This window comes from Clostridioides sp. LIBA-2809 (assembly GCF_056688965.1).
The window spans coordinates 1,184,802-1,198,073 of record NZ_CP197004.1; the positions used below are offsets into that span (position 1 = coordinate 1,184,802).

Sequence of the window (13,272 nt, forward strand, 5' to 3'; positions counted from 1 at the left end):
ATAACTAGTGTATAGATTTTAGTGATTTAAAAAGTACTATAGTATGTAATAGACAAGTAAATATTGATACGATTGTCATTGTGTATATGTATGCATAAATATTAAGCCCTGGAATAGGTAGGAATACGTATAGAGCCACTAGTTGAATTAACATACCAATTATAGTATTTATGCTTGAGGCTAACTCTTTTCTTATTGAATGTAAAATGCCAGATAGAGTTTGATTTAATGACATAAATAATGGAACTAAAAACATGGCTTTTAAATATTCTCCAGCAAGTTTATTTTTAAATACTAACACACATAAATCTTTTCCAAAGAAATAAAAAAATATTGATGATAGTATGCCTACAAATAAAGTTAGAAGTACAGAGTATTTTATTTTTTTTAAGACACTCTTACGTTTTCTTAGAGCTATTTCTTGTGATATAGTAGGTATCAAGTTTACAATAAGTGCTGAACCAACAGTAAAAGGTAAAAATATAAATGGCATTACCATTCCACTGACAACACCATACATGCTTAGCGATTGCTGATAAGTCATTCCTGATAATGCTAATCTCGATGGTATCATCATAGAACTAATAGACTGCAAAAGTATATTTGACATTCTGTTACAAGTTATTGGAATGGACATTTTTAATGTTTCCATTGAAGAATTATAAAAATCTTTTATACTTATAATATACCTATTGTCAAACGATGAATCTCTCCATAAGCAAATAAGCATGAATACAATATTACTCAATTCACCAATCGATATACCTAATAGGGCAATATAACAATTCATAGATTTATTATTTATGTACATAACAAGTAAAAAAACAAATAAAATTTTACCAATCTGTTCAATAATTTGTCCAATAGCAGGGATTTTTACATTCTTTATACCATAATAATATCCTCTTAGTACATTTGAAAGAGTTATTATAACTATAGCAGGGCAAACTGCTAGTATAAATAGGTTTAATTTAGCGTCTTTTAAAAACTTAAGTGATAAAAAAGAGCTATTGAAGGATGCAACTATAGATATAGCAAGTGCTACGAAAAATGATATATATAAAGTTGATATAAATAAAGCATTAGTATTGTGTCTATCATTTAAAGCTTTTCTCTTTGCGACTAAACAACTAAGTGCAGTAGGTATACCTGTTGTTGTAACAGCTAAACAAATCATTAAAAAGTTAAAAATCATATGGTAAATACCTAGACCCGTTTCACCCAAAGCCCTTGATAAGAATATTTTATACAAAAACCCAAATATCCTTACAATAAAATTAGATATAAATAGAATAACTGTTGATAGTACTAAATAAGGTACTTTCAAAAAAATCACCTCCTTATCTTTTAAATATATTCACAAGGAGGTGTAAAAATTTATAATTTTATAAATTCTGGTTTCAATTTATTAAATTTAGATACATATTTAAAGCCCATGTTTTTTAGTAATGCATATATGTAATCAAATTCACAGGCAATTTGACTTACATGATGTGAATCTGAACCTGTAGTTATAATTTCTCCTCCCAAGTCTTTATACATCTGAAGGATATATCTAGACGGAGTTAAATCTGGAAGGTTATATCTGTAGCAAGATGTATTTATCTCAATACCTTTACCATCATAAATAGCTTGTTTAAGAGTTTCTTCAATTATATCTGAAAATAGTCTATCATCTAAAATAGTATCATAAGGTGCATATCTTTTAATTAAATCTAAGTGACCTAAAATAGAGTAATCCTTATAATTCTTAACAATATTATATAAGTAAAGGTAGTAATTTTCATAAACTTCATGTTGAGTTTTATCTTTAAAATAACTACCAAGGTATAAATCCATTGTATCTATAGCATGAATAGAACATATTATAAAGTCCAATGGATATTGATGAGCTTCTTTTCTATAGGTATCCATTAATTGAGTCTGAACTCCAAATTCAATTCCTTTTTTTATTGAGATTTTATCCTTATATTTATTTTGAAGAGTTTCTAGACTCTTAAAATAGTCTTCATATACAATCGAAAAAGAATCATCGGCATAGACATCATAATCAACATGGTCTGTGAAACAAATTTCATTTAAACCAAGTTCAATAGATTTTTTTATCATTTCTTCCATTGTAGATTTTCCATCAGTAGAGAAACTTGAGTGCATGTGATAGTCGTAAAACATAAATATTTCCCCTTTTTATAAAAATTTTGGTATTATATATACATACTAAATAATATCAAATATATGTGAAAGCATCAATAAAATATAAATACAATGAGCGGTGATAAAGGTGGAAAAATACAGAATAGATTTAAGTGAAAAAAAGTTAACTAAATATATACAGATATTTAATCATATAAAAGAATTGATAATAAATAAAGAGTTAGTGGAACATGAGAAACTACCACCAATAAGAAAACTATCAGATTTCTTACAAGTAAATAATACTACCATAGTTAAAGTATATGAACTCTTAGAGAATGAAGGATATGTATATAAGATTGTAGGTAGTGGAACTTTTGTATCAAGTTCAAATTCTTATAAAAGTGGTATAGACAACAGAAAAAACAAGAATACTGTGCAAAGAGAAGATTTAATTCATTTTGATAATGGAAATCCATCTAATGATATGTTTCCTATTGATTCCTTTAAAAATGCTGTAAATATGGCATTATCTAAAGATGGCAGTTCGATATTTGATTACGATGAAGGTCTTGGTTCTGAAGAATTAAGAGAAAAGATGGTAGAGTATCTAAGTGACGGAAATATAAAAACTACTAAAGAAAATATTCAAATCATATCTGGTGCTCAACAAGGTATAGATATAGTTTGTAAAGGGCTTATAAGTTATTCAGATGTTGTCTTTATGGAAGAGCCTTCTTATAATGGAGCGATTGAAGTATTTAAAAGTAGAGGTGCAAAAATAATATCTATACCTATGTTAGATGATGGAATTGATATAGGTATTTTAAAATTAAAATTGGAAAAAATAAAACCAAGACTTATATATATTATGCCTAACTTTCAAAATCCAACAGGAATATCTTATTCAACATATAAAAAAAAGAAGTTAATAGAATTAGCAGAAGAACATGATTTTTATATAATTGAAGATGATTTTATAAGTGATTTTATATTTGAATCAAAAGACAATAGGACAGTTAGAAGTTATGATGATAAAAATAGAGTGGTATATATAAAGAGTTTTTCAAAAATACTTATGCCAGGTCTTAGGATAGGAATTGTAGAAATGCCAAATGAACTGCTAAAGAAGGTTTTATGGGCTAAATACTCTTCAGATATATCAACACCAGGTCTTATTCAAAAATCAATGTATTACTATATGGAGAATTTTGATTGGAAAAATTATCTGAATCATATAGAGAAGATATATACTGATAAGTACAAATTGGCAAAAAGCTTGATTAATAATAAATTGAGTGGTAAATTAAAAGTTAGAAAATCTTGTGGAGGAATAAACTTTTTTTTAGAATTACCAAGAGGATATACATCCCAAGGATTTACAAGTTTTATGCTGAACAAAGGGGTATCTATGCTTCCAGGAACTTATTTTTTTGACAATTTAGTGGATGATAGATTTTTTAGGATAAACATAGCTCGTCCAAGCATGGAAGAATTAGAAAAAGGAATAACCATAATCAGTGATAATATAGATGAGTTTTTTTGTGAATATAAAAACAAGTTAGATATAAAAAGCAATAAATTATTTTATTAAATAAATAGAAGTCTTTAGGAGGAAAACATGTTTGACAAAAAGAAGTTAGATAGGATTAATGAATTGGCAAAGAAAAATAAAGAGGGAGTTCTTTCTGATGATGAAATCAAAGAAAGAGAAATTTTAAGAAAAGAATACTTAGAAAATTTTAGGGCACACTTTAAATCAAGACTTGACAGTGTTAAAGTAGTTTCACCAGAGGAATATGAACAGTATATGAAAAACAATAAAAATTAAAACTTAATAGGAGGAAAACATGAACTTAAAGCATGAATTTAAGAATGCATGGGATGTTGAAAGAAAAGAAAATGCTATTGAACAAGTTATGCAATATTCTCGCAATTATATGGATTTTTTAAGTAAATCAAAAACTGAAAGAATTTCAGTAAAAGAAATTATAAAATTAGCTAAAGAAAATAATTATATTTCAATAGATGAAGCTATGGAAAAAGGAAGTATAGGTAGTGGTGACAAAATTTATGTTATAAATAAAGAAAAGGCAGTAGCACTTTTTGTAATAGGTAAAAATTATATAGAAAAAGGTATGAAAATTATAGGAAGTCATATAGATGCACCAAGATTGGATTTAAAACCAAATCCACTATATCAAGAAGGAAACTTAGGTTTTTTTAAAACTCATTATTATGGAGGAATAAAAAAATATCAGTGGACAGCTATCCCTCTTGCTTTACATGGTGTAGTTATATTAAATGATGGAACAAAAGTTGATATATCCATTGGAGAAGAAGAAAGTGACCCAGTATTTTGTGTAACGGATTTATTAGTTCATTTAGCTGGAGACCAAATGCAAAAGAAACTATCTGAAGGAATTAGTGGTGAAGCTTTAAATATATTAATTGGTAATATGCCTTTAAACGATGAGGAAAAAGAACCTATAACAGCAAATATATTAAAGATTTTAAGTGAGAAGTATAGTATAGTTGAAGAAGACTTATTAAGTGCTGAAATTGAAGTAGTTCCAGCTGGAAAAGCTAGAGATTTAGGTTTTGATAGGTCAATGGTATTGGGATATGGGCATGATGATAGGGTATGCTCATATGCTGCTGTGAAAGCCATATTAGAAACTGAACAACCAGAATTCACTTCAGTTACATTATGTGTAGACAAAGAAGAAGTTGGTTCTCAAGGAAATACAGGTATGCACTCAAAGTTTTTTGAAAATACTGTAGCTGAATTAATTGCTTTGGAGGGTGATTACTGTGATATTAAGGTAAGAAGAGCCCTAGCAAATAGTAAGGTTTTATCAGCTGATGTTTCTGCTGGATATGACCCAAATTTTAGAGAAGCATATGAAAAGAGAAATTCCGCATATATGGGAAATGGAGTAGTTTTAAATAAGTATACTGGCTCGAGAGGTAAGGGCGGATGTAATGATGCAAATGCAGAATTTATGTCAGAAGTAAGAAGAATTTTTAATGAAGGAAATGTAGTATGGCAAACTGCTGAACTTGGAAAAGTTGACCAAGGAGGAGGCGGAACTATAGCGTATATATTAGCAAATCAAGGTGCAGAGGTTATAGACTGTGGTGTTGGAGTTCTAAATATGCATGCACCACATGAGATTGTCTCTAAGGTAGATATATATGAGATGTACAAGGGATATAAGGCATTTTTTAATATCAACTTATAAATTAAAATATAAGAGTAATAAGTGAATAAAGGCTATTGTATAAACAATTTTAAATTGTTATACAATAGTCTTATTTTTTTGTAAAATAGCAAAAAAAATTGACAACAGTTTTATCTTGTTATAATATGTAATAAAGAACTTGTTATATAATGTTATAAAAAAGTTACATAGGGAGGTGAACAAAATGGATGAAAAGAAACAAAAAAAAGAGATGGATTTAGAAGTAAATTCATTTGTTCCTTTATATCAACAACTATATGACAACATTAAAAAACAAATAGCATCTGGTATATATAAGCCGGGAGATAAACTTCCATCCGAAGGTGATTTATGTAAAGAATTTAATATAAGTCGTATAACTGTGAGAAATGCACTTAATGAACTTGTAAAAGAAGATATACTGTGTAAAAAACGTGGTAAAGGAACTTATGTAACAATACCAGAGAGAATAGAAGCAACATGTGCGGGAAATAGTTTTACTAATTCTTGTCATCGTATTAATGCAAAACCAAGCACCAAAATAATCTCTGTTTTAATAAAAAAAGCTGATAAGCAGGTAGCTGAAGCTTTAAGTATTGAGTTAGAAGAGAAGGTAATCTGTATTAAAAGACTTCGATTAATAGATGAAGTACCTGTTATCTTTGAAGTTGATTATTTTAGGATAGATTATATGTTTTTATTAAAAGAAGAATTAGAAGATAAATCTTTAATGGAAGTTATATCTAATAATATAAGTACATTACCTAAGCGTGTAGAAAATATATTTGAAGTAAAACATTCAAACAAAGAATATTCTGACCATCTTAAATGTGCAAGCAATATGCCATTATTGAAAGTAAGACAATCAGTATATACAGAGAATAATGATGTTTTATATTACAATGAACAATTTATAAGAAGTGATAAGTATAAATATGCAGTATCAGCAGAAATATAATCTATATTTAGTAGGAGGACAGATATGAGAAAAATAATATTAGCATCTCATGGAGAATTTTCAAAAGGTCTTTTAGATTCAGTAAAAATGATAGTAGGAGATTTAGCAAATTGTGTTAGTTCATATAGTTTGTATCCTGGACAAAGTGCTTCAGACTTTGCTTTAGAATTAGAAAAAATAATAGTAGAAGATAAAGAATGTGAATACATAATTTTATCTGATTTATATGGTGCAAGTGTATGCACTGCAATGTTGAGATTAACTAACTTACATAATGTTAATTTATTCTCTGGAATGAACTTGAATCTGGTATTAGAACTTCTTACAAGATTTTCTGATAAATTGACAGCTGAAGATGTAGAAGAATTAGTGAAAGAATCTAGAATGGGAATACAAAGTGTGACATTACAAATTAAAGAAGAAGAAGAGGTATTTTAGTTTATGAAAAAAAAGGGAATATTATCAGTATTTAAAAATAAGAAGCCAATTATAGCAATGATACATTTAAAAGGAGATACTCCAGAAGATATCTTTGAAAGAGCTAAAAAAGAAATCGCAATCTTGGAGGAAAATGGTGTAGATGGAATAATGTTAGAAAACTACTATGGCAATTACTATGATTTAGAAAGAATACTTGAGTATGTATCAAACGCTAATTTGTCAATACCATATGGAGTAAACTGCTTAAATGTTGATACTATGGGATTTGAACTGGCAACAAAATATAAGGCAAGTTATATACAAGTTGATTCTGTAGTAGGTCATGTTAAACCTAGAGACGAGGCAACATTAGAAGAATTTTTTAAATTACAACGCTCAAAGTGCCCAGCTTATTTAATTGGAGGAGTGAGATTTAAATACCAACCAGTATTATCAGAAAAGACAGTTGAAGAAGATTTAAAAATAGGTATGACAAGATGTGATGCCATAGCAGTTACAGAGAATGCTACAGGACAAGAAACATCAATGGAAAAGATAGAGTTATTCCGTAAAAACTTAGGGGATTTCCCATTAGTTATAGCTGCTGGAGTTACTTTGGAAAATGCAAAAGAACAGCTTGAATTAGGAGATATGGCAATAATAGGAAGTTACTTTAAAGATAATTATAAAGATTTTGGGGATGTTAGTGTAGAACACGTGAAAACATTCATGGATGAAATAAAAAAAATTAGGGAGGAATTATAATGATTAAATTAGTAAGAGTAGACCACAGACTTATACATGGACAAGTAGCATTTACATGGACAAAATTTCTAAGTACAGATTGTATATTGATAGCAAGTGACGAATTATTAAAGGATGAATTAAGAATGGCAGGACTTAGAATGGCTAAACCATCTAATGTTAAACTTGTAATGAAAAGTATAGAAGATTCTGTAAAAGCACTTAATTCAGGAGTTACTGATAAGTATAATTTATTGATACTTTGTGAATCTGTAGAAGATGTTTATAGACTAGCTAAAGAAGTAAAATCTATTAAATCTATAAACCTTGGTGGAACAAAATCAGCTGATAATCGTGAAAATATATCTAAAGCAGTACATGTATCAAAAGATGACATAAATATGATTAAAGAATTAGATTCAGAAGGCGTAAATGTATTTGTACAATTGGTTCCTGATGATGATGCTACAAATGTAATGAAATTAATATAATTTTAGGGGGATGAAAATGGAATTTACACAAGTTATTCTAATAACTCTAATTGCATTCTTTGCATATATGCATTGTTTTGTAGGTTCTACAATGCATAATAGACCTATAGTTGTTGCACCACTTGTTGGTTTAGCACTAGGTAATCTACAGACAGGTATAGTAATAGGCTCAACATTAGAGCTAGTATTTATGGGTGCATTTCCAGTTGGAGCAAGTAATCCTCCTGATTTTGTTTCTGGTTCTATTATTGCTACAGCATTTGTAATATTAACTGGGCAAGATGTATCAGCGGCAGTTGTACTTGCAGTTCCTATAGCAACATTAGTATTGCTTATAGACAACTTCTTAATGACAGTAGTACTTACATGGGGAGCTCATATTGCTGACCGTTATGCAGAAGAGGGTAATATTGAAGGCGTAGAGCGTGTGCAATTATTATTTGGTATAGGAAATAAATTAATATTAGCAATAATAGTAGGTATAGGATTCTCATTAGGTGTTCCAGTAATAGAAAAGATACTTTCATTTATACCATCATATGTAACTCATGGAATGGATGTTGCAGCTGGTGTTATACCAGCAATAGGTTTTGCTATGTTAGCTAGAATGATGCTTAATAAGAAGACAGTAGCATTTTTATTATTAGGATTTATATTGGTCGCTTATCTAAATATAACAGTAACAGGTGTTGCATTGTTTGGATTAGCAATAGCTTTAATATATGTTAACTTTGTAGGAGAGAAGGAGGTAGTAGTAGATGACAACGAATTCTAAGAAATTGGAAACAATTTCACCAGACAGTAAAATAACGAGGAAAGACTTTTGGAAATGTTTTAGAAGGTCTTTAACACTAGATTCATCTTGGAACTATGAGCGTATGCAAAATATAGCATATGCATATATGATGGCACCTATAATCCGTAGATTATATAAAGATGATAAGGAAAAAAAATCTAAGGCTTTAAAAAGACATCTTGAATTCATGTCAGTTACTCCTCATATAAGTACTCTTTTGGCGGGTATATCTGGAGCTATGGAAGAAGAAAATGCAAAGAATGAAGAATTTGATGCAAATAGTATAAATGCTGTTAAATCAAGTTTAATGGGACCCATTTCTGGGATAGGAGATTCATTTTTCTGGGGTACATTAAAACTTATAGCAGCTGGAGTTGGTATAGCTTTAGCTTCTCAGGGAAATATAATGGGGCCAATTTTATTTCTTTTAATAATAAATATTCCTCATTTTATCATTCGTTATATATGTCTAGATAAAGGATTTAAGTATGGGACTCAATTTTTTAAAGATGTAAGTGGTTCAAGTATAGTTTCAAAAGTTATGGAAGCAGCGTCAATGCTAGGGCTTATGGTAATTGGAGGAATGACTGCCTCTAATGTAATGTTAAAGCTTAGTGTTAATGTAGGTAGTGGAGAGTGGGCAGAGCCTATTCAAACTTACTTAGATCAAATAATGCCATGTATGCTTCCAGCTATGATATTTGGTATTATATATTGGTTATTAGGAAAAAAGGTCAAGACAACTACGATATTAATTTCCGTTATAATTATTTGTATAGTATTAGCTGCTATTGGAATAGTATAATCAAAATTAAGGATATATTTTTTTAAATATTATCCACAAATGAAATTTACAAAGGGGATGTTGCACTAAAAATAAGGCAACTCCCTTTTTATATAAAAAATCCCAAGTTCATTTGAACAAGGGTTTTTTTACTAAATTAACTAAAAAAGAAAATTGTTACATAGTAATTTATGACTATGTATGTGACAGTTATAGTTAGTTTATTCATTAGTTATATAATTTAGGATTAAGTATCTTATATTATAATTATTATATTATGATTTCAAAGTACTCACACAATCTGTTTAGGAATTTATCCTCTAGTGGAGAAAAAGTTTTCTTCTTGGAATAAATAAAGAAAAATTTTCTAGTAAAGTCAACATTTTTTATTTTATAACATTTAATCTTGCCTGCATTTAGATAATCAATAGCTGAGATATAAGATATAAAAGACACACCAAGACCCAATCTAACCATTTCTTTAATAGCTTCATTTGATTCTACATGAGCTATTACATTTAATTTATTTACAGGAAAGTTATTTTTGCTAAGTGTATTTAATATTAAATTTCTAGTACCAGAGCCCTCTTTTCTCATAATAAAATTTAAGTAAGCCAATTCTTCTATATCAATTTTATTATCTTTATTGTCAATTTTAAAATCTGAAGGAGTGATAAGAACAAGCTCATCATCTAATAAGTCTAGGTATTCTATTTGAGGATTGTTGACCTTAGAACCAACTAATCCAAAGCTTATTCGTTCATTTAAAATTTCTGATATAGCATATTGAGAATCATAATGGCTTATGGAAAATTTTACGTCTGGGTAACTCATGGAAAAACTCTTCATAAAATCAGGTAAAATATAGGTTTCAGGTATAGAGCTACATGCAATATCTATCATACCTTCTATTTTTCCTGAATATTCTTTTATATCATATATTGCACGTTTACAGTTGTTTAATATATATATAGCATGTTCATAAAGAATTTCACCAGATTTTGTAAGTGTAATCACTTTGTTGCTTCTATTTATAAGTACAGTTTCTAACTCTCTCTCTAAATTTTGTATATGTGCACTTACAGTAGGTTGAGTTAAAAAAAGTTCTCTTGCAGCTTTTGAAAAACTTTGATGTTTTGCAACAGCAACAAATACTTCAAGTTGTTTAAAATCCATTATTTAATCCTCCTTAAATTATCTAAAACTATTATAACATATTTGATAAATTAATAGTCAAAGGTGATTTTTAAAATAGAAAACCTTAAAATATTCATGGAGTTTTTGATTGTTTAGGAATAATTTGGTATAATGTTATAAGGATATTTACCTTAAAAATATCTTAAATTGAATTTTCAAAATTCAACTTTAAAATGTGTTTTATTACAGAAAAATTACAAATAGCTTCTTAATCTTATTAAATTCAAATAAATATTATATAATTATTTTATAATATAATAAATATAATTATTGAAAAAAGAGATAATCGTACATTGATATATAGATAAATATTATAAAATTTAAGAAAGGAGGATTGATTTATGAAGTTAAAAAAGTCATTAGTTTGTGTAACTATTTTAGGTATTGTACTTGTTGGATGTCATAAAGAAAATACTAAAGAGAAAAATCAAGTAGCAAATAAAGCAACACAACAAAAAACTATGACAAAAGTTCAAAATGATGTTAATGAAATTATGAGTAAAGACTATAATTTTGTTATAAAGAATATGGGAATACCTTATAACACAATTTACTATATAAAACCTAAAGATTTAAAAGAATCAGATACAATGCAAGATATAAATACATCAAGTTATATGACATTAGTTTACCCCAAGTATACTGGAAATAATGAGCTAGATGGAAGTGCTTTATACATTGATATTAATAAAAATAAAGTAGTCAATGTTGAAACAAATTCATTTTCTTCACAGAGCAATATAACTATTGACGCTGATTCTAGTATTATGATTGAAAAAAGTGACCATGAAAAATCGGCTGTATCAATAGAAAAATTTAGAAAAATTGACTTAGGGGAGTATATTGGAGTTGAAGAGGCTAGAATAAATGAAATTGTGGGAGATGTAAATTATGATTTAATAGCATACGATCATGAAGGTAGCAAAGTAGTGAAAAGTTATAGATTAAAAGAAGATAATAAATTGTTAAAAAAAGAAGTGCTTACAATAAGTATTGAGGATAACAAAATAAAATCTATAAAAACTACTGAAAGTGATAAAATTGTAAAAATATTAAAAGGAGCTTTAATAGAATAATGGATTCTAGAGCATACAAGACTGTTTCAAGATAGAAGTAAATTTCTAGCTGGAAACAGTTTTTTTATAAGATTTATAAAATTTAGCACATTGTAGTTGGTAATAATTTTATAAGCTTTATTAAATTTGAACTGCACTTATAGATGACAATTAGTTATAATTAAATATAAGATAAAGTTATTTCTAATTTTTATAATCTATAGCATATTACATTAAAATGTTTTAAATAAAAAATATATTGGGGAGTATTTAAAATGATAGAATTAGCAGATGCCATAAAAATTATTGAAGAAAATGTTGTACCAATAAGTAGGGTGAAGAGAGTAAATCTTATAGACGCAGTAAATAAGGTGGTTGCAGAAGATATATATTCAACAATTGATAGCCCTCCATTTGATAGGTCACCGTACGATGGTTATGCATATAATGCAAATTCTGAAAATAGAAGTTTAAAGGTTATAGGGACTTTATATGCAGGAGAAGTGTTTGATAGTGTATTAAATAAAAATGAAGCAGTGAAGATAATGACTGGTGGTAAAATACCAAAGGGTGCAAACTGTGTAATAAAAAAAGAAGATGTAACTGTTATAGATGATATGATAACTTTAAATGTAAAGTTAAAGGAATACGATAACTATATATTTAAGGGTGAGGATATAAAAAAGGGACAATTGATAATTAATAAAAATCAGGATATAGGATATGATGGAGTAGGAGTATTAGCAAGTCTTGGAATATCTACAGTAACTGTGTATGATGATTTAAAAGTTGGGATTTTGAATACAGGAACAGAACTACAAGATATAAATGAGGTTTTAGAGGATGGTAAGATATATGATAGTAATAGATATACATTATATTCAAAACTTCTAAAGCTTGGAATACAAGCAGATACAATATGTAATTGCTCTGATGATATATTAGAGTTAGAAAAAATAGTAAAGAATATGTTGCAAAAGGTAGATTTTTTAATTACAACAGGTGGTGTGTCTGTTGGGGACAAAGATTTAATTCCAGATGTATTTAGAAAGATAGGTGCAACGGAGTTATTTTGGAAAATAAACATTAAACCTGGAGGGGCTTGTTATGTAGCTACATTGGGAGAAAAACTATTATTTGGGCTTTCTGGAAATCCACATGCAGCAATTGTGGTATTTGATAATGTGGTAGTTCCTGTTATTGAGTATTTGACATATAAAAAAGGAGAGCATTATATAAAAGCCATATTTAAGGGAGAATTTAATAAACTTTCAAATAAAGATAGATTTGTAAGTGGGAAATTATACACAAGTGAAGGTAAATTATATGTAAAGTTAAATGATAAGAAAGATGCTAAAGCTAGATTGTCAGCAACACTGAGAAGTAATTGTATGATAAGGATAAAAAAGAAAGAAACTATAAAAGAAAATCAGTTAGTAGATGTTGTTATTAGATAGTTTTATGAGAGGA

General features: G+C 28.2%; 14 protein-coding genes. 11 read left to right on the forward strand and 3 right to left on the reverse strand.

Features of this window, described 5'->3' with window-relative positions; all coding sequences use genetic code 11:
- Positions 1 to 4: 4 nt before the first annotated feature.
- Together ACTG44_RS05700 and ACTG44_RS05705 are read right to left on the reverse strand one after the other, a co-directional pair.
- Positions 5 to 1,327, reverse strand: a complete 1,323-nt coding sequence (locus tag ACTG44_RS05700; protein ID WP_021383867.1) for a polysaccharide biosynthesis protein — start codon at positions 1,325 to 1,327, stop codon at positions 5 to 7.
- 50 nt (positions 1,328 to 1,377) lie between these two features.
- Positions 1,378 to 2,172, reverse strand: a complete 795-nt coding sequence (locus ACTG44_RS05705; RefSeq protein WP_479919996.1) for a histidinol-phosphatase HisJ family protein — start codon at positions 2,170 to 2,172, stop codon at positions 1,378 to 1,380.
- A 109-nt stretch (positions 2,173 to 2,281) separates the two neighbouring features.
- Here ACTG44_RS05705 and pdxR point away from each other — a divergent pair, with 109 nt between their 5' ends.
- From pdxR to ACTG44_RS05750, 9 genes are all read left to right on the forward strand, one after another.
- Positions 2,282 to 3,727, forward strand: coding sequence for a MocR-like pyridoxine biosynthesis transcription factor PdxR (gene pdxR, locus ACTG44_RS05710; RefSeq protein ID WP_021383868.1), 1,446 nt, complete (start codon positions 2,282 to 2,284; stop codon positions 3,725 to 3,727).
- Positions 3,728 to 3,754: 27 nt separating this feature from the next.
- Positions 3,755 to 3,964 (forward strand): DUF896 domain-containing protein, encoded by a 210-nt coding sequence (locus tag ACTG44_RS05715; protein ID WP_021383914.1) that lies wholly within the window; start codon positions 3,755 to 3,757, stop codon positions 3,962 to 3,964.
- Between the two features lie 19 nt (positions 3,965 to 3,983).
- The gene (locus ACTG44_RS05720) at positions 3,984 to 5,378 is read left to right on the forward strand and encodes an aminopeptidase (protein ID WP_479921450.1); all 1,395 of its coding nucleotides are present in this window, start codon (positions 3,984 to 3,986) and stop codon (positions 5,376 to 5,378) included.
- Between the two features lie 184 nt (positions 5,379 to 5,562).
- Entirely contained in the window at positions 5,563 to 6,315 is a 753-nt protein-coding gene (locus ACTG44_RS05725; RefSeq protein ID WP_021383805.1) for a GntR family transcriptional regulator, read from the forward strand.
- Positions 6,316 to 6,339: 24 nt separating this feature from the next.
- On the forward strand, positions 6,340 to 6,753 hold the full coding sequence (locus tag ACTG44_RS05730) for a PTS sugar transporter subunit IIA (protein ID WP_021383875.1): 414 nt from the start codon (positions 6,340 to 6,342) through the stop codon (positions 6,751 to 6,753).
- 3 nt (positions 6,754 to 6,756) lie between these two features.
- Positions 6,757 to 7,500 carry a BtpA/SgcQ family protein gene (locus tag ACTG44_RS05735; RefSeq protein WP_021383907.1) on the forward strand — a complete coding sequence of 248 codons (744 nt, stop codon included), beginning with the start codon at positions 6,757 to 6,759 and terminating at the stop codon, positions 7,498 to 7,500.
- Positions 7,500 to 7,970: a PTS sugar transporter subunit IIB gene (locus tag ACTG44_RS05740; RefSeq protein ID WP_479919997.1), complete on the forward strand. Its 471-nt coding sequence runs from the start codon at positions 7,500 to 7,502 to the stop codon at positions 7,968 to 7,970. The genes ACTG44_RS05735 and ACTG44_RS05740 overlap by 1 nt, the downstream gene beginning before the upstream one ends.
- A gap of 16 nt (positions 7,971 to 7,986) precedes the next feature.
- Positions 7,987 to 8,745 (forward strand): PTS mannose/fructose/sorbose/N-acetylgalactosamine transporter subunit IIC, encoded by a 759-nt coding sequence (locus ACTG44_RS05745; RefSeq protein ID WP_021383858.1) that lies wholly within the window; start codon positions 7,987 to 7,989, stop codon positions 8,743 to 8,745.
- A complete protein-coding gene (locus ACTG44_RS05750) occupies positions 8,729 to 9,571 on the forward strand; it encodes a PTS system mannose/fructose/sorbose family transporter subunit IID (RefSeq protein WP_021383812.1) in 843 nt (280 codons plus the stop codon). Before ACTG44_RS05745 ends, ACTG44_RS05750 begins: the two co-directional genes overlap by 17 nt.
- Before the next feature lie 249 nt (positions 9,572 to 9,820).
- Here the strand turns inward: ACTG44_RS05750 and ACTG44_RS05755 are convergent, their stop codons facing one another.
- Positions 9,821 to 10,726 (reverse strand): selenium metabolism-associated LysR family transcriptional regulator, encoded by a 906-nt coding sequence (locus ACTG44_RS05755; RefSeq protein ID WP_479921451.1) that lies wholly within the window; start codon positions 10,724 to 10,726, stop codon positions 9,821 to 9,823.
- 362 nt (positions 10,727 to 11,088) lie between these two features.
- Here ACTG44_RS05755 and ACTG44_RS05760 point away from each other — a divergent pair, with 362 nt between their 5' ends.
- Together ACTG44_RS05760 and ACTG44_RS05765 are read left to right on the forward strand one after the other, a co-directional pair.
- Complete coding sequence (locus tag ACTG44_RS05760; protein WP_021383823.1) at positions 11,089 to 11,823, forward strand: hypothetical protein; 735 nt, start codon at positions 11,089 to 11,091, stop codon at positions 11,821 to 11,823.
- Between the two features lie 254 nt (positions 11,824 to 12,077).
- On the forward strand, positions 12,078 to 13,259 hold the full coding sequence (locus ACTG44_RS05765) for a molybdopterin molybdotransferase MoeA (protein WP_021383906.1): 1,182 nt from the start codon (positions 12,078 to 12,080) through the stop codon (positions 13,257 to 13,259).
- The last annotated feature ends 13 nt before the right edge of the window (positions 13,260 to 13,272 follow it).

Bases quoted from the DNA above. Each gene is read 5' to 3' on its own strand.
- ACTG44_RS05705 (WP_479919996.1), bottom strand. From the start codon at position 2,172: ATGTTTTACGACTATCACATGCACTCAAGTTTCTCTACTGATGGAAAA.
- ACTG44_RS05715 (WP_021383914.1), top strand. From the start codon at position 3,755: ATGTTTGACAAAAAGAAGTTAGATAGGATTAATGAATTGGCAAAGAAA.
- ACTG44_RS05720 (WP_479921450.1), top strand. From the start codon at position 3,984: ATGAACTTAAAGCATGAATTTAAGAATGCATGGGATGTTGAAAGAAAA.
- ACTG44_RS05725 (WP_021383805.1), top strand. From the start codon at position 5,563: ATGGATGAAAAGAAACAAAAAAAAGAGATGGATTTAGAAGTAAATTCA.
- ACTG44_RS05730 (WP_021383875.1), top strand. From the start codon at position 6,340: ATGAGAAAAATAATATTAGCATCTCATGGAGAATTTTCAAAAGGTCTT.
- ACTG44_RS05735 (WP_021383907.1), top strand. From the start codon at position 6,757: ATGAAAAAAAAGGGAATATTATCAGTATTTAAAAATAAGAAGCCAATT.
- ACTG44_RS05740 (WP_479919997.1), top strand. From the start codon at position 7,500: ATGATTAAATTAGTAAGAGTAGACCACAGACTTATACATGGACAAGTA.
- ACTG44_RS05745 (WP_021383858.1), top strand. From the start codon at position 7,987: ATGGAATTTACACAAGTTATTCTAATAACTCTAATTGCATTCTTTGCA.
- ACTG44_RS05750 (WP_021383812.1), top strand. From the start codon at position 8,729: ATGACAACGAATTCTAAGAAATTGGAAACAATTTCACCAGACAGTAAA.
- ACTG44_RS05755 (WP_479921451.1), bottom strand. From the start codon at position 10,726: ATGGATTTTAAACAACTTGAAGTATTTGTTGCTGTTGCAAAACATCAA.
- ACTG44_RS05760 (WP_021383823.1), top strand. From the start codon at position 11,089: ATGAAGTTAAAAAAGTCATTAGTTTGTGTAACTATTTTAGGTATTGTA.
- ACTG44_RS05765 (WP_021383906.1), top strand. From the start codon at position 12,078: ATGATAGAATTAGCAGATGCCATAAAAATTATTGAAGAAAATGTTGTA.